Origin of the sequence: Streptomyces sp. NPDC050743 (assembly GCF_044456925.1) — a bacterium.
Lineage (GTDB): Bacteria > Actinomycetota > Actinomycetes > Streptomycetales > Streptomycetaceae > Streptomyces.
The window spans coordinates 289,538-310,037 of the sequence record NZ_JBITGJ010000005.1; the positions used below are offsets into that span (position 1 = coordinate 289,538).

The window sequence follows — 20,500 nt, forward strand, 5'->3', positions numbered from 1 at the left end:
GGAGGTGGGGCTCCTGTGTGGGGCCCTTCTCCGTGGGGGCCCTGGCGGGGTTGCTGTGTCTGGTTGCGGCTTCGCCGTAGGCGCCGCCTTCGGCTTGGCAGGCATGCAAGAAGGGCCCCCACGCGGGGGGCCCTTCTCTCTGCGGTCCTGACGGGATTTGAACCCGCGGCCTCCACCTTGACAGGGTGGCGAGCACTCCAAACTGCTCCACAGGACCAGGTTTCGCGGCGCTTGGTTTGTGCACTGCGCTGCGAGAAGAGACTGTACAGGAGGTGAGGCCGCCTGGTCGAACTCACCCCCTGTGCGCGAGCGGTTACGGCGCGGCCGCGTCGATCGCCTTCACGATCCGCTTGTCGGAGACGGGGTACGCGGTGCCGAGGGCGTGGGCGAAGTAGCTGACCCTCAGCTCCTCGATCATCCAGCGGATGTCCAGGACCGAGGACGGCACCGGGCGGCCCTGCGGGAGCTGTTCCAGGAGCCAGGCGTACTCGTCCTGCATCTCGTGGACCTTCTCCATGCGCGTGGTGTCCCGCTGGACGTTGGTCGGCATCTGCTGCAGGCGCCGGTCCGCGGCCACCAGGTAGCGCATCAGGTCGGGCAGGCGCCGTATGCCTGCCCACGTGACGAATCCCGGCTTCACGAGCGCGTCCAGCTGCTTGCGCACGTCCGTCAGGTTCGCCAGCAGCGCGGGGCTGCTCACGGCCTTCAGACGGCGTTCACAGGCCTGCCAGGCGGCGAGGACCTGCTGCACCTGGGCGACCGTACGGACCGTCGTGTCGACGATCTCCGCGCGCACCTTGTCGTACAGCTTCCGGTACGACTCGTCGTCCCAGACCGGGCCGCCGAAGTCCGCGATCAGCTTGTCGGCCGCCGCCATCGCGCAGTCGTCGAACAGCGCCTGGATGGAGCCGTGCGGATTCGCGGAGAGCGCCAGCTTCTGGGCGTTCGTCAGCTTCTCGGACGCGAACTTCGCCGGGTTCACCGGGATGTTGCGCAGGATCAGCCGCCGGGTGCCCTTCCACATGGCCTCGGTCTGCTCGGCTTCCGTGTCGAACAGCCGCACCGAGACCGTGTCGCCGTCGTCCACCAGCGCCGGGTACGCCTTCACCGGGTGGCCGGCCCGGCGCGTTTCGAACACGCGGGTGAGCGTGCCGATCGTCCAGTCGGTCAGGCCCTTGCGCTCCAGGGACTCCCCGCCCTCGCGGGACGCGGTCGCTGCCGCCGCCTGCGACAGCGCCTTCCTGGCCTTCGGCTTCAGCCTGAGCTTCAGCGCCTCCAGGTCCTTGTCCTCGGCCAGCTTCCGGCGCCGCTCGTCGACGATCCGGAAGGTGATCTTGAGGTGGTCGGGGACCTTGGACCAGTCGAAGTCGTCCGCCTCGAAGGGGACGCCGACCATGCGCTTGAGCTCACGGGCCATCGTGACCGTGAGCGGCTCCTGGAGCGGGACCGCCTTCTCCAAGAAGGCCTTCGCGTAGTTCGGCGCGGGCACGTAGTTGCGGCGGATCGGCTTCGGGAGGGAGCGGATCAGCTCCGTCACGACCTCCTCGCGTAGGCCCGGGATCTGCCAGTCGAAGCCCTCGTCCGTGACCTGGTTGAGGACCTGGAGCGGGATGTGCACGGTGACGCCGTCCGCGTCCGCGCCCGGCTCGAACTGGTACGTCACCCGGAACTTCAGCTGCCCCTGCCGCCAGGAGTCCGGATAGTCGGCCTTGGTGACCGCCTCCGCCGACTCCCGGATGAGCATCTCCCGCTCGAAGTCCAGGAAGTCGGGCTGCTCGTGCCGCTTCCGCTTCCACCAGGAGTCGAAGTGCGCGCCCGACACGACGTGTTCGGGCACCCGCTGGTCGTAGAAGTCGAAGAGCGTCTCGTCGTCGACCACGATGTCCCGGCGCCGCGCCCGGTGCTCCAGCTCCTCGACCTCGCTGAGGAGTTTGCGGTTGTCGGCGAAGAACTTGTGGTGCGTGCGCCAGTCGCCCTCCACCAGCGCGTTGCGGATGAACAGCTCGCGGCTGGTCTCCGGGTCGATGCGGCCGTAGTTCACCTTGCGCTGGGCGACGATCGGGACGCCGTACAGCGTGACCTTCTCGTACGCCATCACGGCCGCCTGGTCCTTCTCCCAGTGCGGCTCGCTGTACGTCCGCTTGAGCAGGTGCCCGGCGAGCGGTTCGACCCACTCCGGCTCGATCTTCGCGTTGACCCGCGCCCAGAGCCTGGAGGTCTCCACCAGCTCGGCCGACATCACGAACTTCGGCTGCTTCTTGAACAGCGCCGAACCCGGGAAGATCGCGAACTTGGCGTTGCGGGCGCCCAGGTACTCGTTCTTGTTGCCGTCGCGTACGTCCTTCATCCCGATGTGGGAGAGGAGGCCGGCGAGCAGGGAGGTGTGGATGCGGTCGCCGGCGGCGTCCTCCTCGTTGAGGTGGATGCCCATCTGCTTGGCGACCGTGCGCAGCTGGGTGTAGATGTCCTGCCACTCGCGGATGCGCAGGAAGTTCAGGTACTCCTGCTTGCACATCCGGCGGAAGGAACTGGATCCGCGCTCCTTCTGCTGCTCGCGGATGTACCGCCACAGGTTGAGGTAGGCGAGGAAGTCGCTGGTCTCGTCCTTGAAGCGGGCGTGCTGCTGGTCGGCCTGGGCCTGCTTGTCCGCCGGGCGCTCGCGCGGGTCCTGGATGGACAGCGCGGCCGCGATGACCATGACCTCGCGGACACAGCCGTTCTTGTCGGCCTCCAGCACCATGCGGGCCAGGCGCGGGTCGACGGGCAGCTGGGCCAGCTTGCGGCCGGTGTCGGTGAGGCGCTTGCGCGGGTCCTTCTGGGCGGGGTCGAGCGCGCCCAGCTCCTGCAGCAGCTGCACGCCGTCGCGGATGTTGCGGTGGTCCGGCGGGTCGATGAAGGGGAACTTCTCGATGTCGCCGAGGCCGGCCGCGGTCATCTGGAGAATGACGGAGGCCAGGTTCGTACGGAGGATCTCCGCGTCCGTGAACTCCGGCCGGGCGAGGAAGTCGTCCTCGGAGTACAACCGGATGCAGATGCCGTCGCTCGTACGGCCGCAGCGGCCCTTGCGCTGGTTGGCGCTGGCCTGGGAGACCGCCTCGATGGGCAGCCGCTGGACCTTGGTGCGGTGGCTGTAGCGGCTGATCCGGGCGAAGCCGGGGTCGATGACGTACTTGATGCCGGGGACGGTGAGGGACGTCTCGGCGACGTTGGTGGCCAGAACGATCCTGCGCCCGGTGTGCGGCTGGAAGACCCGGTGCTGCTCGGCGTGCGAGAGCCGGGCGTAGAGGGGCAGGATCTCGGTGAACCGGTACTTCTTCTTCTCCAGGGCATCCGCCGTGTCCCGGATCTCACGCTCACCGGAGAGGAAGACGAGGATGTCGCCCTGGCCTTCGGCCTGGAGTTCCTCGACCGCCTCGCAGATCGCGGTGATCTGGTCCCGGTCGGCGTCGTCCGAGTCCTCCTCCAGGAGCGGCCGGTAGCGCACCTCCACGGGGTACGTACGGCCGCTGACCTCGATGATCGGGGCGTCGCCGAAGTGCCGGGAGAAGCGCTCGGGGTCGATGGTCGCCGAGGTGATGACGACCTTGAGGTCCGGCCGCTTGGGCAGCAGCTGCGCCAGGTAACCCAGCAGGAAGTCGATGTTGAGGGACCGCTCGTGCGCCTCGTCGATGATGATCGTGTCGTAGGCGCGCAGCTCGCGGTCGGTCTGGATCTCGGCGAGCAGGATGCCGTCCGTCATCAGCTTGATGAAGGTGGCGTCCGGGTTCACCTGGTCGGTGAACCGCACCTTCCAGCCGACGGACTCGCCGAGGGGCGTCCTCAGCTCCTCCGCCACGCGCTCGGCGACGGTACGGGCGGCGATACGACGGGGCTGGGTGTGCCCGATCATGCCGCGCACGCCACGGCCCAGCTCCAGACAGATCTTCGGGATCTGCGTGGTCTTTCCGGAACCGGTCTCACCGGCCACGATGACGACCTGGTGATCGCGGATGGCCGCCGCGATCACGTCCTTCTTCTGGCTGACCGGCAGCTGCTCCGGGTAGCCGATCGCGGGCACACGGGAGCGCCGCTCGGCCATGCGGACCTCGGCCTTGCCCACCTCCGCCTCGATCTCGGCGAGGACGGTGGCGCGGGCCTCCGGCTTACGGATCTTGCGCGCGCCCTCGAGCCGCCGGCCGAGCCGATGCGCGTCGCGCAGCGACAGCTCGGTCAGACGGGGGGCGAGGGTGTCGAGAGCGGGGGCGGGATGCGTAGACATACGCGATCCAGGATCTCACCCCGCCCGAAAAACACGCGAACGATTTGACTCGGGGCGTCGGTGGCCGACCGAGCTGCCAAAGTATCCTGTATGTCCGATTCGCGCTGGGCGGCCTTCAAGCAGTCCCCCTTCCTCCCCGCGACCGTCCTCCTCGTGCTCATCGCCGCGGCAGCGGGCCTCTTCGCCGGCTCCTACACGTACGCCATGGCCAATCCGACCCCGCACCACATCCCGATCGCGATGACCGGCGCCTACGACCGGCCGACGGCCCGGCGGTTCATCGGGGGCATGGACCAGGCCCTGGACGCCTCGCTGAAGCTGCACCCGTACGGCGGCCGGGAGGCGGCGGTGCGGGCGGTGAACCAGCAGAAGGTGTTCGCGGTGGTCGAGGCGCCCGCCGGTGGCCGGGCGATCGCGCTGGACGTGTCGGGGGCGTCCGGGTCCACGGTCGCCCAGGTGCTCACGGAGGCCGCGGTGAAGGTGGGCAAGGCCACCGGGACACCCGTGGCGATCCGGGATCTCAAGCCCCTGCAGAAGGGCGATCCGCGGGGGCTGGCGATCTTCTACATCTCCCTGGCCGCCGTGATCGTCGGCATGGTCGGATCCATCCAGCTCAGCGTGCACGCGCGGGCCCTTAACCCCCTGGAGCGCATCGCCGTGACGGCCTGCTACGCCCTGCTCGGCGGGTTCACGATCGCCGCGGTGGTGGACTGGTGGCTGGGGGCGCTGAAGCTGCCGTTCGTGCAGTCATGGCTGATCCTCGCCCTGACGATGTTCGTCACGGGCATGGTGTTCACGATGTTCAACACCCTGTTCGGGCGGTGGGCCATGCTGCCGACCTGGGGGCTCTTGGTGATGCTCGGCAATCCCTCGTCCGGCGGTGCCGTCTCCTGGCCGCTCCTGCCCTCTCCGCTCGGGACCATCGGCCGCTGGCTGCCGCCGGGCGCCTCGGTGAACGCCCAGCACACCGCGGTGTACTTCCCCGGCCACCAGCACGCCTTTCCCTTCCTGGTGCTGGCGGGCTGGGCGGTCGTCTCCTGCGCGGTGTTCCTTATCTGGCGCGGCCGGCATCCGGGCGGCCGTCCGGAGGGACCGGCCGACGAACCCTAGGACGTGGTGCGCTGGGCGGGCGGCGCAGGAGGAGCCGTGGTGGGCTCTGGAGCCTTGGTGGTCGCCGGCGCGCCGTGCTGACGGGAGGACCGGCCGCCGTCGCCAAGAGCGATGGAACGCGCGGTGTTGGAGACGGCCTTGATGCCCAGGTAGGCGGTCGTCATGCTGCTGACCGCGGTGAACGCGGCGGTCAGGATGCCGACGATCACGGACTTGTCCCCGTCGAGTCGCCACACCCCGACGATCGCGACCGTGACGATCGCCGCATTGCTGACGACGACCGCGAGCAGCCCGTACCGCGCCCGGACCTTCTCCAGCTGGGTTTCCCCTGTCACGGTGGCGGCCTGGTTCTGGCTCATCTCCCCGTCCCCCATTCAGCAGCTGTGTGACCCGTGCGTCCACCTGAGCCCGGTCATACCCACGCCGGACGACGTCGAAGAGTGACGGTGCCCCGGATGCCGTACCTTCGGCCAGCCGGGGCAATGAATGTCCCCCTACGACGAAGGCCCCGTTCAGTGAACGGGGCCTTCTGGCTGTGGCTGGGGCCGGGGTCGAACCGGCGACCTTCCGCTTTTCAGGCCGCGTCCAGGTGGGGCGCGGCCTGATCGTACTGGGCGCCGACGACCTAGGCGAGCAGTGGTCGTGCGCTGCTGTTGGCGTAGAGGTTGGCGTACGCCAACCAGGATGTCAGCCGTGGTTGGCAGTGCCGCCTTCCTTGGTCCCTCAGGGAGGGATCTACCTCGTGGTCGTCACCCGCAGCGGTGCGAGGTCCGGGCTCGGAGCGGACGCGGTGGTGCCGGCGGACAGCGTCTGGGTGGACGTCGTCTGCGGAGCCACGCCCTTGTAGTACGGCGTGTAGGCGTAGTGGGTGCCTACTCCGATGGCCGCACCGATCGTGGGAATGACGGACGCGTCGACCGATCCGGTGCCGCCGAAGACGGCCACGTGGTACATGCTCGACGACATCCGCATCAGGTACCGCTTGGTGTCGTACGACAGCGACGTGGTGTCGGTCCACAGCAGCGGACCGTACGTGGTCATCGCCGACGACGCGGAGACACCGCCGCGCCAGCTCCCCACGGAGGCCACCGCGGCGTTCGATGGCAGCGACCACCACAGGTCGGCGAGCCGCATTGCGTTGGACTGCGGTGTGGATCCGGCAACCCGGTAGTAGTGGTAGGAGCTGGGCCAGTTCGGCATCTTGCCGGCGTTGTACGCCCTGGCCAGTGCCGACTCGGCGTCGGTCCCCACCGTGATGATGTTCGTCGTGCTCGGGCTGTACTTGTTGAGGTATCCGTAGACGGACGACGTCATGGTCGTGCCGTCGGTCAGTACGACGGTCGCGGTTCCGGAACTGCCCATGGAGCCGGCGGCGGAGCTCGCCGCGAGGGCGTTGTGGTAGTCGGTGCCCGTTGCCACGAAGATGTACTTCGGGGCGCTGGTGACGGTGTTGGCCACGGCCACTGAGGTGGAGTAGCGCGAGGTGCCGGACAGCCGCTTGGCCACGTATCCGAGCGAGGTCACCTTGGACGCCACCGTGCTGTTGAGGATCGTGCTGCCGCCGATCAGGTAGACGGTCTTGCCCTTCGGCAGCATGCGCTTGAGCTCCGTCTGCACCGAGGAGTCGAGGCCCGTGCCGGACGTTATCAGCACCGGCCCGCGCTTCTTGCCGGCCAGCGATGTCGCGGTGGTGGCGTACGCCGAGTCGGACTTGCTGATGAGCACGGCCGCGCCCGCGTTTTTCAGGCCGGGCGTGCTCGTACCGACCGTGTTCCAGGTCCACTTGGACGCGGCGATGTTCGTGTCGTACGAGTCGGAGCCCCAGACGCGGGAGATCGCGTTGTCACGGAGCGGCTGCCAGGCCACGTTGGTGCCCTGGGCCTGGGGCACCTGCGTGTCCGTGCCCGTGCCGATCGTGTGCAGCCATACCTGGGGGCTCTGACCGTAGACGTCGATGTCGTACGCGATGCGGTCGCCCTGCGGGGACCAGGCGGGACGGTTGTGGTCGGCTGCGTCCGTGGTGAGCTGGGTCAGCCCGGTGCCGTCGGTCCTCACCGTGAAGAGCTGCTTGTGTCCATCGACCGACCGGGTGAAGGCCACCGACTGGCCGTCGGGGGAGACGCTCGGCTCGCTCGCGTCGTCGGCCACCTTGGTGAACGCGCCGGAACGGCCGTTGTAGACCCAGACGGCCGGGGTGCCGGCGGTGGCGCAGCTCGCCCCCGTGCGGACGAAGGCGAGCATGCCGTTCACCGCGCCGCTCGGCTGCGAGTCGCAGCCGTCGACATCGGTGCCGAACAGGGCCTTGGGCGCGCGGGTGCCGTCGGCCGCGGTCAGCCGCAGCCGGCCACCGGCCGTGAAGACGATGTCGCCGCCGCCGTACCAGAACGTCGGATCGTGCGGATGCCAGCCGCTGCCCGACGGCATGGCGATGCGGATGCCGGTGTCCTCGGAATCGGCCCATGCCGTGCCGATGTAGTCGCCGTTCACGAACGCGACCTGACTGCCGTCGGCGGACCAGGCGCCCTGGTTTCCGGACGTGACGAACGCGGACTGCCGGGACCCGTCGGCGTTGATCAAGTACATCCAGCCGCCGACGTCCGTGTACAGCAGCTTCCCGTCGGTGGCGGGCCAGCTGCTGGAGGTGGCCGCAGCCGGCCCCGGAAGTGCGGCGACGAGGCCTGCCGCGAGCGCTGCGGCGCCGGTGAGCGCCGCGAGTCTGCGGCGCATACGCACGTTCAATGTGCCCCCACAAGTGAATGGTTGACCGCCGTGCCCCTCCCCCAAGGTGAACGGACGGCGTCATACTCATCCACACGGCAGCGACGAAACACTAGAGCCAGGCCTCGGTAGCCGGGAAGAGACAGAAGATCACGGCTTCGCAAGCGTTTGCGACGCGGGCACGGCCGACTTCCAAGGCCTCAGAACTGGGCAGCGTCAAGTGCCGCGATGACGTCTGCGGGATCGCCTTTGTAGGAGAGGTGCGGCTCGTCTGCTTCAGGAGCGATGAAGCGGGTGCGGTATCGCCGAAGGTCGCTCTCAGAGAAGTAGATCGAGTTGGGATCGTGCGCGTGGGCCTCGTTGCGCTTGCTGATCCTTGACCAGAGTTCATCGTGGCTGGCTTCGAGATACACGAGCACCGGGGTGGCGCCGGCGTCGCTAGCGATGGCTCGCCAGCGGGCGCGGTCGTCCGGCGTCCAGAAGCCGTGATCGACCACAACATCGTGCCCTGCCTGGAGCTGCTCCCGGAGTTCAACCGCGACATCCTCAAGGACCGGACGCTCAAGGGTGGGGAAGGTGCCCCGTGGGAAGTCCACCCCGTATACGCCGTGGCGGTGATACATCTCCTCATCCGGACACAGGCGCACGAACCCGCGTGCGGTGAGCGCGCGGGAAAGGGTGGTCTTGCCAGAGCCGGGGAGTCCGGCCATAAGGACGCAGAACGGGGAGCGATCGGGCATCGGTCTCGTCAGGGTCAGGGTGATTGCGGAGATTTCCGCTTCGGCTTCCGGGGTGAGCAGACCGGTACGGCGACCGGCGAGCAGGTTGCCCATCCGGTCTTCAAGCACGCTCAAGAGCGTGTCGTCCACGGTCGTCACTGGGAAACCTCCGATTCCGTCCGCCAGGTGCGACCAGGGCCCCCGAGGTCAACACCGTATTCGACGACGTTGCTCTCGCTGTCGATGAACTTCGCCGTCATCACGACCACGGGTTCCGCAGGGGGGTTCTCGGGATCCAGTTCCAAGAGCCGTGCGTCCTCTGCCGTCAACAGGCGCGCTGAGGCTGTGTCGATCCGATGACTGATCGGGAGGCCGGTCGCATCGGCGATGAGCTGGAGCGAAGTTCCTCCCGTCAATCGCTCGCTCTTCGCCAACTGGGGGATCAGCTTCCCGTAGCGGCCTGGGATCCAAGACGTACTGTGCGCCACGATGCCATGCCGGTCCCGATAGACCCGGCGCCGACGGATCACGTCAGAGTGAGGCTCAATGCTCAGCGCCTGTGCCACTTCCGGGGGCGCAGGCACCACGGCAGCTTGGTGTGAGTCGGACCGTTCGCCTGATCCCCAACTTGACCCGGTGCGGCGTCCTCGGTCCTGACGTTGAGATCCAGAGGACATGGGAGCGGGTTGGTCGAGTACTTCTGTCCCAATCCCGTGGATCCCCCTGACTAGCCCTTCGTTGCGCAGCTTGCGCAACGCCTTCTCGGCCGTCGCGGTGCTCACGCCCCACGTTTCCGAGAGGTTCTTGATGCTGGGTAGAAGCGTCCCCGGCTCTAGCTGGCCGGACGTGATCTGCTCCGCGTAGTGCGCGGCAATCTTCGCGTACGGCGCTCGGTTGTCGGCCTGACCGGCCATTTCGCTAGCTCCCTCGTATCAGTTCCCTGCGGTTCCCTAGCTTACCGCTTGACACCGCAGGGAACCCTAGGGAACCCTAGGGATGTGCCCGTCGGTCGGAACAACGACCGGAGGTCATTGCACCCCGGTGGGCCCGTGCTCGAAGCGGGCGTATCGCCCTGGAACGGCCTCAACGCTCGGAGGAAAGCCCTGCGGGGTGAGTACGAAGACAGCGTCAGTTGGTTGAGAATTCAAAAGAGGTTCAGGTTGACGGGACTCGGTCCCGTCCCCTCAGCGGCCGGGGTGATGGCCGTGGCAGCCACTTCGAGGCAGGCGAACCAGTCCTGCCCTGCGCATCAGCCCTGGAGAACGGTCGTCCGGATCACCCCTTCCTTGCGGGGAGGTCAGCCGTACGGGTGCCACCTGGTGTGCGCTGCCCTGCTGGCGTCAGAGCAGCGACGATGACGCGCCCGATTCCCCGGCTCGGGATCGGTGCTCCGTGGCAACGGCGCGCTGGTGAAGCCCGGTCCTACTTCCTTCTGGCTTCGCAGCGCTCGCTGCGGCCGGTTGCCTCCGCCGCTCGTCCCGCACGAGCGGCGCAGAGGGGAGCCGGAGATCCCGACTTCGACGGCGCGCGGCCCCGGTGCTGGAACACCGGGGCCGCTGTTCGGGCCGTTGCCACCTGCTAGGGAGAACACGACCCATGGACCACATCGTGACTGTTCAGGGCGCTGTTACCGCGTTCGCTGACTTCATGGAGCCGACGGACGCGGAGCTGGAGGCTATCGACGCGGAGATGCCCGTCATCCGCGCGGAGGTGGAGTTGCTGGACGCGCAGATCGTCGTCATCGGCCGCACGCCGTGCGAGCTGGACGAGCGGCGCATCCGCCGGGCCCGCCGGCGCGTGCTCGCCGCGCACCGCGCCCACGTCAACGGCCTGTCTGGTCAGACGGGCGGTGCGGCATGAACCTGCACCGCAAGGGCCGCGCCGCCCTCGTGCTGGCGCTGGTCGCCGTGGTCGCGATGGCCTTCCGGGTGTCCTGGAACGCCCTGCGCGACATCGCCGGCGCCATCGGCGCCGACGCCACGGCCGCGACGCTCTACCCGTTCGTCGTCGACGGCCTCATGGCCCTGGCCCTGATCGCGACACTCGTGCTCGCCGGACGGGACCGCACGTTCGCCCTGCGCGTCCTGGCCGCCTACACCATCGCCTCGCTCGTGCTGAACTACGTGCACGGCCTGGTCCCGGAGCTCCACGGCCGCTCAGTCGACTGGGGTCGACTGGCCGACTGGGACCCCGCGAACTGGGCCCTCGTACTGCTCGCCACCTCGCTGCCGGTCGGCTCGATCTACTTCGGCTCCGACCTCGTAGCCAAGGTGCTCCACCACCGCCCGACCCCGATCACCACCCCGACCGCGAATGCGGAGGAATCGACCAATACCGAGAGGAATCAGTCTAGTTCTGACCTCGCGGTATCGACCCTGGCGCCGATCACGCCGAACGTGCGACCGCTGCCCCGGCCCGTGGCTGTCGGCTTCTTGAAGTCGACTCTCCCGGCCAAGCCGGTGCAGGTCATCGGGCAGCCGACCATGCCGCCAATCGAGCGGCGCGCGGTGGCCGCCGAGTCGGCCCGACCGCGCCGGGCCACGGGCCGCGTGCCCGAGGTCGCCCGGACCCCGCGCCCGAAGCGCACCCCGGACGAGCTGCTGGATGAGGCCCGCAAGGCAACGGCCGAATGGCCGGACGCCAAGCTGACCGCCGAGGGCATCCGGCGTGAGGTCCGCACCTCGCCGGCGAACGCCCGCACCCTGCGCGACACCCTGCGCGCCGAACGCGGCCTCCAGGCCGTGTGATGGGCGCCCTGCCCGTCTACCGGTGGCGGCTCGCCCCGGACGGCTACGCCACCTACCGACAGCTCCGCGCCCTCGGACTCCGCCCCGGTGGCCAGGAGGTGGCGGCACAGGTGGAGCGGCCCCGGCGTCGACGGGCCCCGCTGGTCGCCTACCTGTACCGCATCGACCGCGCGAAGCCGGTGCGGCCGATGACCCCGGCCCGCTGGGCGGCCCTGGCCAAGGCCAACGGCGCCCGCCGCACCTGCCCCGCCTGCCGCCGGGATGCGGGATACGTCATCCCGGCGTCGCTCGGCATGTGCTCTGCCTGCGCTTTCCCCGACAACGCCCCGGAGGGTGCGTCATGGAACAGCTCCCCGCACACCGCCCCCTGACCGTGGTTCAGCTCCCGGACGGCAGCCACGTCTACGCCGACCCCGCCGCCCTGCCCGCAGCGCAGCCCGCCGGACCGCAGGTGGTGCACATCCACCAGGCGCCGCCGGACCGCACGGTGCAGCGCGTCGCGCTCGGCTCCGGTGTCGGCGCCGGTGCGGTCGCGGCCGGCGTCTACTTCGGCCCGCTGCTCGTCGGCGTCCTGACTGCCATCGCCGCGAACCTGGCGATGCTCGCCTTCATCGCGCTCGTGCTCGGCTGGGCCGTGGTCACCGTGGTCCGCTCCGTCACCGAGGGCAGCAAGGGTACCGGTAAGCGCGGCCGGAAGAGCCGCTGAAGCACCGTGAGGCAGTAGGCGGCCCGCAGGGCGTCCGAGGGCCCGTCCGTGTGGGGTTTGACCCCGGACGGCTGTGCGGCCGTGAGAGGCCCCGTAGCGACGCAGGGTGACGGGAGTTTCCGTCCTCGCGCGCGCACGCGTAGGGGCCGCCTCGGAAACCAGGAAACCGGAAACACGCTCACTCCCCGTAACACACGCGTGTGGTGACGGGCCGTCGCAGGGCCCGTCACCACCGACCCACCATCCCGGAAATGAGGAACCCGTGAGTCACGGACAAGTCTGGCGTGCCCACCGCCAGTACGCCGCCACCGCCGCGCGCTGGACCGCCGACGTGTGGCGCAAGGAAGCCGACCGCCGCGCCGCGCTGCGCGCCCAGCGCAAGCCGCTCGTGGCCGACGCCCGCGCCGCCCTTGAACGCGCCCGCGCCGTCGACCCCGAAGGCGTCACCTCCCTGCGCCACCGCGCCGAACGCGAACTACGCACCGCCCAGCGGCGCGTGCCCGACCCGATGTGGCTGTTCGCCACCAAGACGACCGCCGCACTCGGCATCGCCGGATACGTGTGGCTGCCGCAGGTCCCCGCCCGCGTGTGGGTGTGGTCGGCCGTCGCCGTCGTCACAGCCGTCACCGCGCTGTTCGTGTGGGTGGCCGTGCGCGAGCGCGACACCAGCGACTTGAAGCCCACCGCCGAGGAGTCGGCGCTGCTGAAGCGGTTGCAGCCACAGCACTGGAAGGAGCACGCCGAACAGCGCGGCCTGGCGGGCACGCTGACCGGCAGGCCCAAGCTGACCGAGGCGGGCATCGTCGTCGCCGTCCGCCTCGACGGCACCTGGACGGCGACCAAGCTCCGCGCCGCCGAGGACCACATCCGCGCCCTGCTCGGCGCCCGCACGAGCCTGCGCATGCAGATCAAGGCGGGCAAGCAAGGTGGCTGGGCCGAACTCATCCTGCGCACCCGCAGCGCGGCCGACGGCGACGACCTGAAGTGGACGCCCGAGCGGCGCTCCCTCGGAGTCGACACCGTCACCGGCGAACAGGTCACCGTGCCCCTCGGGGAACGGCTGCTCATCGCCGGACGGTCCGGCGCCGGTAAGTCGGTCGCTTCCCGGCCGCTGCTGTATGACGCGTCGGAGGGCGCCACGAACGCGCTCGTCATCATCGACCTCAAGCGCGTGGAAGGCAGGTTGTGGGACCACCGGGCCCGCGTCGCCTCCACCCCGCGCGAAGTCGTCGACGTCGTCGACGAGCTGGAGACGGAGATGCTGGACCGGCTCAGCATCCTGCCCAAGGGCCAGGACACCTGGACCCCCACGGCGGACCGGCCGCGCATCACGGTCGTCGTCGACGAGGGCGCCGAGGTCATGACCGCCGCCGACAAGGTCCCCTACGAGACCGAGACCAGCGACGGCAAGACCCGCACTGTCAACCGCTCCGCACTGCCGGGCCTGGAGTCCATCGCCCGCATGGGCCGTGCGGCATGCATCGACCTGTGGTGGATGACCCAGAAGCCCACCATCGGTGACGGCATCCCCAAGCAGATCGCCCCCCAGATCGGCGTCTCCATCTGCCTCGCCGTCCGCACGCCGGCCGAGGCCCGCGTGGTCCTGGGGGAGGACGCTCAGGCCAAGGGCTGGAACGCCGACGAACTCCCGGTGCCGGGTGTGGCGCTGGTCCGGGACGGCAAGCGCAAGCCCGACCCGGTCAAGGTCCGCTACATGGACAAGGCCGTCGTCATTGCCCTGCCCGACCGCACCCCGTGGTCCCGCACTGTCGCTCCCACCGTGGAAGCCGCGGGCGCCCCGACGCTCACCCTCGTCAAGGACACCGTGACCGAGGCAGCACCCGCCGTGGACGGCGCCGTCGCCCGTGTCCTCAAGGCCATCGAGACCGCCGACGAACCCGTCGCCCAGAAGGACCTGGTCACGATCACGGGCCTGTCCAAGGGCGCCGTGTCCAAGGCCGTCAAAACCCTCACCACCGGCGGCACGGTCGTCCGCGCCCTGGACGGCCGACTCACCACCACGCGCGGCGACGACACCGCCGCCGCCTGACCCACCACCCAAGACGACGGCGGCCCCCTTCCGCCAAGAACCGGGGCCGCCGCCTGTCCACCTGCCCATCAACAGACCTGTGGAGGTCTCCCAGCATGACCCAACCGACCGACAACCGGCGAGACGACCACCGGGCGTTACTGCCGGACTTGCTCACCGCCGCCCTCACGGCAGCCGAACGCGGCTGGCCCGTCATCCCTCTCCACCCCGGCAGCAAGCGCCCGGCAGGACACGCCGAACGCGCCTGCCCCGGCACCGGGCGGTGCGCCGGCGGACACCGCACCCCAGAAGAGCGAGCCACCACCGACCCCGACCTGATCCACGCCGCATGGGCACAGCGGCCGTACAACGTCGGGATCGCGACCGGCCCGGCCGGGCTGCTCGTCATCGACCTCGACCCGGTCAAGGCGGAAGAGCCAGAAGGAGCGCCTGACGGCGCCACTTCGTTGCAAGCGCTCTGCGAGCGCGCCGGGCAGGTACTCCCGGACACCTACCGGGTGCGGACCGCGCGCGGTGAACACCTCTACTTCACCGCCCCCGCCGGGGTGCGGCTGAAGTGCAGCGTGGACCGGCTCGGCCCGCACATCGACACCCGCGCCTGGGGCGGCTACGTCGTCGCCCCCGGCAGCACCACCCTCGACGGCACCTACGAGGTCGCCCACGACGCACCCGTGGCCGAACTACCCGCCTGGCTCACCGCATTGCTCACAGAGCCCGACGGGCCCGCGCCGGTGCCCGTGCGGGTCCACGACGGCACCCGCGCCGCCCGCACCGCCCTGGAACGCGAATGCGCCGTCATCGCCGCCGCGACCGAGGGCGGGCCGAACGGCCGCAACAACACCCTGCACCGAAGCGCCTGCAAGGTGGCGCGGTTCGTGGCGTGGGGCGACATCCCCCGGCACGTGGTGGAGGAGGCAATCCAGGGGGCGGGGGAGGCTACCGGCCTGCCGCCGGCCGAGTGCCGCACCACCATCCGCAGCGCCCTGGACTGGGTCATCGCCCACGCCACACCACGGGAGGCGGCATGACGACGCCGACTCCCCCCGCCCTGGACTGCCCCAGCAACACCCCGAACAGGCCGCAAGCCGCTCCACAGCCTGTGGACATGACGGCCGTAGGCGAGCCCAAAGGCGCCGCCCGCAAGGGCGTCGTAACTGCCTTTCGCTCTGACCGGTTCCGGAGCGACGAGGCACGCCACGACGCGGAAGACCCCACTCCGGAGCGGCCCGGTATCCGCATCTACGCCCCACCGGTCTACCGCCACCACTGGGACGGCGCCCGCTGGTCCACACGGCCCGGCGACACCCCCACCGCCGCCTACGCCTGCGCCTGCGGGCAGACCGGCACCGCCACCGGCCCCCGCGCAGTGACGGCGCGGGTCACCGAGTACGACGCCCACAGGTCTGCCTGCACGGAACGCCTGCCGTACCCACCGAAGGGAGGGCCGCTGCATGACCCCCACGCCCATCGACGGGGCCGCGCTGCTCGACGAGGTGGAAGCCTTCCACCGCCGCTTCAACGTCTTCCCCACCGACGCCGCCTACGTCGCGGTCGCGCTGTGGGACGCGCACGCACACCTGCTCGACTGCTTCGACTCCACTCCCCGCATCGCCTTCCTGTCCCCGGAGCCGGGGTCGGGCAAGACACGGGCGCTGGAGATCGTGGAAACCCTCGTGCCGCAGCCCATGACGGCCGTGAACGCCTCCGCCGCCGCCCTGTTCCGGTCCGTCTCCGCGGGCAACGGCAAGCCGACGATCCTGTTCGATGAGATCGATACCGTCTTCGGCCCGAAGGCGGGGGACAACGAGGAGCTGCGCGGATTCCTCAACGCCGGGCACCGCCGCACCGGAGTCACCTACCGGTGCATCGGCGACGGCGGACAGCAGACCGTGCAGGCCTTCCCCTCGTACTGCGCCGTCGCAGTCGCCGGACTCGGCTCGCTGCCCGACACGATCCTGAGCCGCTCCGTCATCATCCGCATGCGCCGCCGCGCGCGGAACGAGAAGGTCGAGCCCTTCCGGGCCCGCATCCACGAGGCGGAGGGGCACAAGCTTCGCGACCGGCTGGCTGCGTGGGCGGAGCAGGCACGGGGGTTCGTCATGGGGGCGTGGCCGGACATGCCGGACGGTGTCACCGACCGACCGGCGGACGTATGGGAACCACTGCTCGCCATCGCCGACGCGGCCGGCGGGGAGTGGCCCGAGCGAGCCCGCGCCGCCTGCCTGACGTTGGTGACCGCCTCCAAGGCCAACGACAAGGGCAGCCTCGGGGTCCGGCTGCTGACCGACCTACGCGACCACGTCATGGTCGGCATCGACCGCCTGCCCACGATCGCGATCCTGGACCGGCTCAACGCCCTCGACGACGCCCCGTGGGCCGACCTCAACGGCAAGCCGCTCGACAACCGGCGCCTGTCCCGGATGCTCGCGGAGTACATGACGGCCGACAACGAGCCCATCGCCTCCCGCAACATCAAGACCGCCGGAAGCGTCCTCAAGGGCTACTACGCCGCCGATCTACGGGACGCGTGGGCCCGCTACTGCCCCCCACCCCCGGAAAGTCCGCTACCTCCGCTACCCGGCACCGAAAACGCCGTCTGACCAGCACTAACGGGGTAGCGGCAAGCACCACCGCGAGCCGCTACCCCACCGCTACCCATCCGCTACCGCTACCCCCTCCCGCTACCTCTGACAGGCCCCTGACCTGCGCGGTAGCGGCGGTAGCGGAAGTAGCGGCCCTCAGAACAGGCCCCCGAAGGACTGCCCCCGGAGGAGTCACCGCATGAGCACCGCTCTGCCCCCGAGCCACGAGGCGCTCACGGTCCCCGAGGTCATGGCCGCGCTGCGGCTGAGCCGCTTCAAGGTCTACGACCTCATCAGGTCCAAGCAGCTCCAGAGCTTCACCATCGGCCGCGCCCGGCGCGTACCGGCCGATGCCCTCCACACCTACATCCAGAACCGGTTGGGAGACGACGACTGATGGCCAAGCGCGCCAACGGCGAAGGCAGCATCACCATCCGCAAGGACGGCACCTACCACGGCCGCGTGTACGTGACGACGACCAGCGGTATTCGTAAGCGGGTCTCGGTGTACGGCAAGACCCGTGACGAGGTGCGGCAGAAGATCACCGAACTCCAGGCGCAGGAGAACCAGGGCATCCCGGTGCCGGACACGAACATGAACCTGGAGGACTACCTCACCTACTGGCTCGCCACGGTGGTCAAGGTCCACCGACGCCCCAAGACCTACCAGGGCTACGAGAGCGTGGCCCGCGTCCACCTGATCCCCGGACTCGGCCGTAAGAAGATCCGGACGCTGCGGGCTGCCGAGGTCCGCACGTGGCTGGCTCGCGTCGCTGCCGAGTGCCAGTGCTGCAAGCACGGCTGGGACAAGGAGCGGCCGGAACCGGAGTGCTGCGCGGCCGGGGAGTGCTGCAAGACGCTGCTGTCCCGGCGCATGGTGCAGTCCATACACGCAGTCCTGCGCAACGCGCTGCAGAACGCCGTACGGGAGGAACTGATCGTGCGCAACGTCGCGCAGCTCGTGCAGGTGCCCACGCCCTCCTACGACACCGGGAAGGGGCTCAGTGTCGCCGATGCCCGGCTCTTGCTCCGCGCGTCCGAGGGGGACCGTCTGCACGCCCTCTACGCGCTCGCTCTGGTCCTGGGGATGCGGCGCGGTGAGCTGCTTGGGCTCCGCTGGGACGCGATCGACCTGGACCGCGAGACGCTGACCATCGAGCGCGCGCTACAGCGCGTCGGGGGAGAGCTGCGGCTAGTCAAGCCCAAGACCCTGGCGTCGGTCCGCACCGTCCCGCTTCCGCCCCTCGTGGTGAAGGCGCTCACCGAGCACCGTGAGCGGCAGGCCCAGGAGCGTGCCGCCGCCGGCATGGGATGGAAGGAACAGGGGCTGGTGTTCACGTCCCGTATCGGCACCCCGTTGGAGCCGGACAACCTCCGGCGGAGCTGGGACCCGCTCCGGAAGCGTCTCGGTCTGGAGATCCGGTTTCACGATCTCCGGCACTCGGCCGTCTCGCTTCTGCTCGACCTAGGTGTTCCGCCCCACATCGTCCGGCAGATCGTGGGCCACAGCGACATCGGGGTGACCATGAAGGTCTACGCCCATGCGTCCCTGGACGAGCAGCGGAAGGCGCTCCGGAAGCTGGGCGACACCCTCTCCTGAGAGCCGTTGGCGTACCGGTTGGCGTAGGCGACGTGAAAGGGCCCCTCTCCAGTAGCAGTGAAGAGGGGCCCATGCCCTGGTCAGGGCGGCGGTGGCTGGGGCCGGGGTCGAACCGGCGACCTTCCGCTTTTCAGGCGGACGCTCGTACCAACTGAGCTACCCAGCCATGGTGTTTCACGTGAAACACCAGCGGTCCTGACGGGATTTGAACCCGCGGCCTCCACCTTGACAGGGTGGCGAGCACTCCAAACTGCTCCACAGGACCAAGCTTGCGTGCAACAGTGTCGCACACGGTATTGCGTGCCCCCAACGGGATTCGAACCCGTGCTACCGCCTTGAAAGGGCGGCGTCCTAGGCCGCTAGACGATGAGGGCTATCGGCCCGCCTGGGCGCTTCTCAGCGCGTCGGGGACGTGAGAAGCATATGGGATGCCGGGGAGTATCGCCAAAACGGTTTACGGCGAGGGGGCGGACGAGGTGGGGGAGGAGGGGGACGGGGTGCCCGGGGAAGGTGTGGTCCTCGGTCGGTTCTCGTCCGCCAGATGGCGGCTGACCTCGGCCGTCGTCTCGCCCAGTCCGCCCAGTTTGATCGCGTCCCAGGCCTGGAGACGGTGGCTGTCGCGGTCGAAGTAGAGGATCGAGGCCTCGATGGGCGCGGGGTACTTGTGCTCGACCGCCCGCAGCCCGCTCCCGCCCGTGGAACCCTCCATGCGCAGCCGGGTGCCGTAGGGCAGCATCTCGTCCCCCTCGTGATGCAGATGACCGCACAGCACCAGCGGCACCTCGCCGTCCGTCTCACGGGCCGCCGACGGCTCGTGGGCGATCGCGACGTCGACTGGGGAGCCGGTCGCCCGCTGGTCGCGCAGGGCGCTGGCCAGCCGGTCGCCCGCCAGTCGTTCGGTCGCGTCCCCGCCGGGCACCACCGAGCGGTCCGGGGTGAACTGCGGGTCGCCGATGCCCGCGAACCGCAGTCCCGCGACCGTCTGGGCCCGGCCGTCGTCCAGGACGTGCACGTTCCTCATCCGCTCCAGATAGCGCTGGGTGATCCGGGAGTCGTGGTTGCCCCGCACCCACACGTACGGCACGCCCAGGTCCCGGATCGGGTCGAGGAAGCCGTTCTCCGCCGCCACGCCGTGGTCCATCGTGTCGCCGGAGTCGACGATCACGTTCACCTTGTACTGCTCCACCAGCGAGGCGATGATCTTCCAGCTCGCCGGGTTGAGGTGGATGTCCGACACGTGCAGGACCCGGATGGTGGAGGGATCCGGCTGGTAGGCCGGGAGCGTGGAGGTGACGTCGTAGAGCTTCGTCACGTTCGTCACCAGTCGGGCCAGCTCCTTCTGGTAGACGTCGAAGTCGGAGACGATGCTGCGCGCGTTGCCGACCACGGCCGGCGCCGAGCTGAGCAGTCCGGAGAACTTCGGCTCCAGGACCGACTTGGGGTTCCAGGTGGCGTACGCGCTCGCCCCGGACGCGGCCAGCAGGGTCAGGGCGAGGCCGCCCGCGGCCAGGGCGCGGCGGGGGCTGCGGTAGACGGCGAGTCCGAGGGCCGTGGCACCGGCGACCACGGCGACACAGGAGCGCACGGCCAGGTCCAGCGTGCCGTGCTCGACGTCCCTGGCGACCTCGTCCTGGAGGCCGGAGATCCGCTCGGGGTGGTCGACCAGGGCCTGGGCGCGCAGCGGGTCCAACTGGTCCACGTTGACGTCCAGGCGGACGGGTGCCACATGGCTGTCCAGGGTGAGCGCGCCCAGCGGCGAGACGTTGATCTTCGTGCCGCCGGTGAGCGACGGGCGCAGCGCCATCGTCGTGTTCATGGGGCCGACCGGGGCCCGTACGTTTCCGACGATCAGCAGGCCCAGCCAGGCGCCGAGGAGGACGACGGCCGTGAGGCCCAGGCCGCGGAGCCAGGGGCGGGGGCGGGCGGCGAGTTCCAGCGCGGGGAGCGGGCGGGTGTCGCGGCGGCGTGTGCGCATGCGGTTCGTCATCGTGCGGAGGGCTGCGGCAAAGAC

The 20,500-nt window shown here is 69.7% G+C and carries 16 protein-coding genes and 4 tRNA genes; 10 read left to right on the top strand and 10 right to left on the bottom strand.

Annotated features, from left to right (window positions below; translation table 11 throughout):
• Positions 1-142: 142 nt before the first annotated feature.
• Both ACIBJF_RS08815 and hrpA read right to left on the bottom strand, forming a co-directional pair.
• A tRNA-Asp gene (locus tag ACIBJF_RS08815) sits at positions 143-217 on the bottom strand.
• A 96-nt stretch (positions 218-313) separates the two neighbouring features.
• Positions 314-4,258 (bottom strand): ATP-dependent RNA helicase HrpA, encoded by a 3,945-nt coding sequence (gene hrpA / locus ACIBJF_RS08820; RefSeq protein WP_399172988.1) that lies wholly within the window; start codon positions 4,256-4,258, stop codon positions 314-316.
• A 90-nt stretch (positions 4,259-4,348) separates the two neighbouring features.
• Here hrpA and ACIBJF_RS08825 point away from each other — a divergent pair, with 90 nt between their 5' ends.
• Positions 4,349-5,368, top strand: a complete 1,020-nt coding sequence (locus ACIBJF_RS08825) for an ABC transporter permease (protein ID WP_399172989.1) — start codon at positions 4,349-4,351, stop codon at positions 5,366-5,368.
• Here ACIBJF_RS08825 and ACIBJF_RS08830 read toward each other — a convergent pair.
• The 4 genes from ACIBJF_RS08830 to ACIBJF_RS08845 form a co-directional block, all read right to left on the bottom strand.
• Positions 5,365-5,727 (bottom strand): hypothetical protein, encoded by a 363-nt coding sequence (locus ACIBJF_RS08830; RefSeq protein WP_399172990.1) that lies wholly within the window; start codon positions 5,725-5,727, stop codon positions 5,365-5,367. The two genes, ACIBJF_RS08825 and ACIBJF_RS08830, sit on opposite strands and share 4 nt — an antisense overlap.
• A gap of 376 nt (positions 5,728-6,103) precedes the next feature.
• Positions 6,104-8,095 carry a cell wall-binding repeat-containing protein gene (locus ACIBJF_RS08835; RefSeq protein ID WP_399172991.1) on the bottom strand — a complete coding sequence of 664 codons (1,992 nt, stop codon included), beginning with the start codon at positions 8,093-8,095 and terminating at the stop codon, positions 6,104-6,106.
• A 191-nt stretch (positions 8,096-8,286) separates the two neighbouring features.
• Positions 8,287-8,964, bottom strand: a complete 678-nt coding sequence (locus ACIBJF_RS08840) for an AAA family ATPase (protein WP_399172993.1) — start codon at positions 8,962-8,964, stop codon at positions 8,287-8,289.
• Positions 8,961-9,719: a GntR family transcriptional regulator gene (locus tag ACIBJF_RS08845; RefSeq protein ID WP_399172995.1), complete on the bottom strand. Its 759-nt coding sequence runs from the start codon at positions 9,717-9,719 to the stop codon at positions 8,961-8,963. Before ACIBJF_RS08845 ends, ACIBJF_RS08840 begins: the two co-directional genes overlap by 4 nt.
• A 682-nt stretch (positions 9,720-10,401) precedes the next feature.
• On the opposite strand from ACIBJF_RS08845, the gene ACIBJF_RS08850 reads away from it, so the two are divergent.
• From ACIBJF_RS08850 to xerC, 9 genes are all read left to right on the top strand, one after another.
• Positions 10,402-10,665: a DUF6284 family protein gene (locus ACIBJF_RS08850; protein ID WP_399172997.1), complete on the top strand. Its 264-nt coding sequence runs from the start codon at positions 10,402-10,404 to the stop codon at positions 10,663-10,665.
• Positions 10,662-11,552 (top strand): DUF2637 domain-containing protein, encoded by an 891-nt coding sequence (locus ACIBJF_RS08855; protein WP_399172998.1) that lies wholly within the window; start codon positions 10,662-10,664, stop codon positions 11,550-11,552. The genes ACIBJF_RS08850 and ACIBJF_RS08855 overlap by 4 nt, the downstream gene beginning before the upstream one ends.
• On the top strand, positions 11,552-11,923 hold the full coding sequence (locus tag ACIBJF_RS08860; protein WP_399172999.1) for an RRQRL motif-containing zinc-binding protein: 372 nt from the start codon (positions 11,552-11,554) through the stop codon (positions 11,921-11,923). Before ACIBJF_RS08855 ends, ACIBJF_RS08860 begins: the two co-directional genes overlap by 1 nt.
• On the top strand, positions 11,893-12,258 hold the full coding sequence (locus ACIBJF_RS08865) for a DUF6251 family protein (protein WP_399173000.1): 366 nt from the start codon (positions 11,893-11,895) through the stop codon (positions 12,256-12,258). The genes ACIBJF_RS08860 and ACIBJF_RS08865 overlap by 31 nt, the downstream gene beginning before the upstream one ends.
• Before the next feature lie 262 nt (positions 12,259-12,520).
• The gene (locus tag ACIBJF_RS08870; RefSeq protein WP_399173002.1) at positions 12,521-14,308 is read left to right on the top strand and encodes a MarR family transcriptional regulator; all 1,788 of its coding nucleotides are present in this window, start codon (positions 12,521-12,523) and stop codon (positions 14,306-14,308) included.
• A gap of 95 nt (positions 14,309-14,403) precedes the next feature.
• Positions 14,404-15,336 carry a bifunctional DNA primase/polymerase gene (locus tag ACIBJF_RS08875; RefSeq protein WP_399173003.1) on the top strand — a complete coding sequence of 311 codons (933 nt, stop codon included), beginning with the start codon at positions 14,404-14,406 and terminating at the stop codon, positions 15,334-15,336.
• Between the two features lie 423 nt (positions 15,337-15,759).
• Positions 15,760-16,908 (top strand): DUF3631 domain-containing protein, encoded by a 1,149-nt coding sequence (locus ACIBJF_RS08880; protein WP_399173004.1) that lies wholly within the window; start codon positions 15,760-15,762, stop codon positions 16,906-16,908.
• 181 nt (positions 16,909-17,089) lie between these two features.
• Positions 17,090-17,287 (top strand): helix-turn-helix domain-containing protein, encoded by a 198-nt coding sequence (locus tag ACIBJF_RS08885; RefSeq protein ID WP_365582163.1) that lies wholly within the window; start codon positions 17,090-17,092, stop codon positions 17,285-17,287.
• A complete protein-coding gene (gene xerC / locus ACIBJF_RS08890) occupies positions 17,287-18,489 on the top strand; it encodes a tyrosine recombinase XerC (protein WP_399173005.1) in 1,203 nt (400 codons plus the stop codon). Before ACIBJF_RS08885 ends, xerC begins: the two co-directional genes overlap by 1 nt.
• A 92-nt stretch (positions 18,490-18,581) precedes the next feature.
• On the opposite strand, the gene ACIBJF_RS08895 is transcribed toward xerC, so the two are convergent.
• The 4 genes from ACIBJF_RS08895 to ACIBJF_RS08910 all read right to left on the bottom strand — a co-directional run bounded on the left by ACIBJF_RS08895 (position 18,582) and on the right by ACIBJF_RS08910 (position 20,464).
• Positions 18,582-18,655 (bottom strand) — tRNA-Phe (locus tag ACIBJF_RS08895).
• 24 nt (positions 18,656-18,679) lie between these two features.
• Positions 18,680-18,754: transfer RNA gene (locus ACIBJF_RS08900), tRNA-Asp, on the bottom strand.
• Positions 18,755-18,790: 36 nt separating this feature from the next.
• Positions 18,791-18,863: transfer RNA gene (locus ACIBJF_RS08905), tRNA-Glu, on the bottom strand.
• Between the two features lie 80 nt (positions 18,864-18,943).
• Positions 18,944-20,464, bottom strand: a complete 1,521-nt coding sequence (locus ACIBJF_RS08910) for a metallophosphoesterase (RefSeq protein WP_399173006.1) — start codon at positions 20,462-20,464, stop codon at positions 18,944-18,946.
• Between the last annotated feature and the right edge of the window lie 36 nt (positions 20,465-20,500).

Bases quoted from the DNA above. Each gene is read 5' to 3' on its own strand.
- hrpA (WP_399172988.1), bottom strand. From the start codon at position 4,258: ATGTCTACGCATCCCGCCCCCGCTCTCGACACCCTCGCCCCCCGTCTG.
- ACIBJF_RS08825 (WP_399172989.1), top strand. From the start codon at position 4,349: ATGTCCGATTCGCGCTGGGCGGCCTTCAAGCAGTCCCCCTTCCTCCCC.
- ACIBJF_RS08830 (WP_399172990.1), bottom strand. From the start codon at position 5,727: ATGAGCCAGAACCAGGCCGCCACCGTGACAGGGGAAACCCAGCTGGAG.
- ACIBJF_RS08835 (WP_399172991.1), bottom strand. From the start codon at position 8,095: ATGCGCCGCAGACTCGCGGCGCTCACCGGCGCCGCAGCGCTCGCGGCA.
- ACIBJF_RS08845 (WP_399172995.1), bottom strand. From the start codon at position 9,719: ATGGCCGGTCAGGCCGACAACCGAGCGCCGTACGCGAAGATTGCCGCG.
- ACIBJF_RS08850 (WP_399172997.1), top strand. From the start codon at position 10,402: ATGGACCACATCGTGACTGTTCAGGGCGCTGTTACCGCGTTCGCTGAC.
- ACIBJF_RS08855 (WP_399172998.1), top strand. From the start codon at position 10,662: ATGAACCTGCACCGCAAGGGCCGCGCCGCCCTCGTGCTGGCGCTGGTC.
- ACIBJF_RS08860 (WP_399172999.1), top strand. From the start codon at position 11,552: ATGGGCGCCCTGCCCGTCTACCGGTGGCGGCTCGCCCCGGACGGCTAC.
- ACIBJF_RS08865 (WP_399173000.1), top strand. From the start codon at position 11,893: ATGGAACAGCTCCCCGCACACCGCCCCCTGACCGTGGTTCAGCTCCCG.
- ACIBJF_RS08875 (WP_399173003.1), top strand. From the start codon at position 14,404: ATGACCCAACCGACCGACAACCGGCGAGACGACCACCGGGCGTTACTG.
- ACIBJF_RS08880 (WP_399173004.1), top strand. From the start codon at position 15,760: ATGACCCCCACGCCCATCGACGGGGCCGCGCTGCTCGACGAGGTGGAA.
- ACIBJF_RS08885 (WP_365582163.1), top strand. From the start codon at position 17,090: ATGAGCACCGCTCTGCCCCCGAGCCACGAGGCGCTCACGGTCCCCGAG.
- xerC (WP_399173005.1), top strand. From the start codon at position 17,287: ATGGCCAAGCGCGCCAACGGCGAAGGCAGCATCACCATCCGCAAGGAC.
- ACIBJF_RS08910 (WP_399173006.1), bottom strand. From the start codon at position 20,464: ATGCGCACACGCCGCCGCGACACCCGCCCGCTCCCCGCGCTGGAACTC.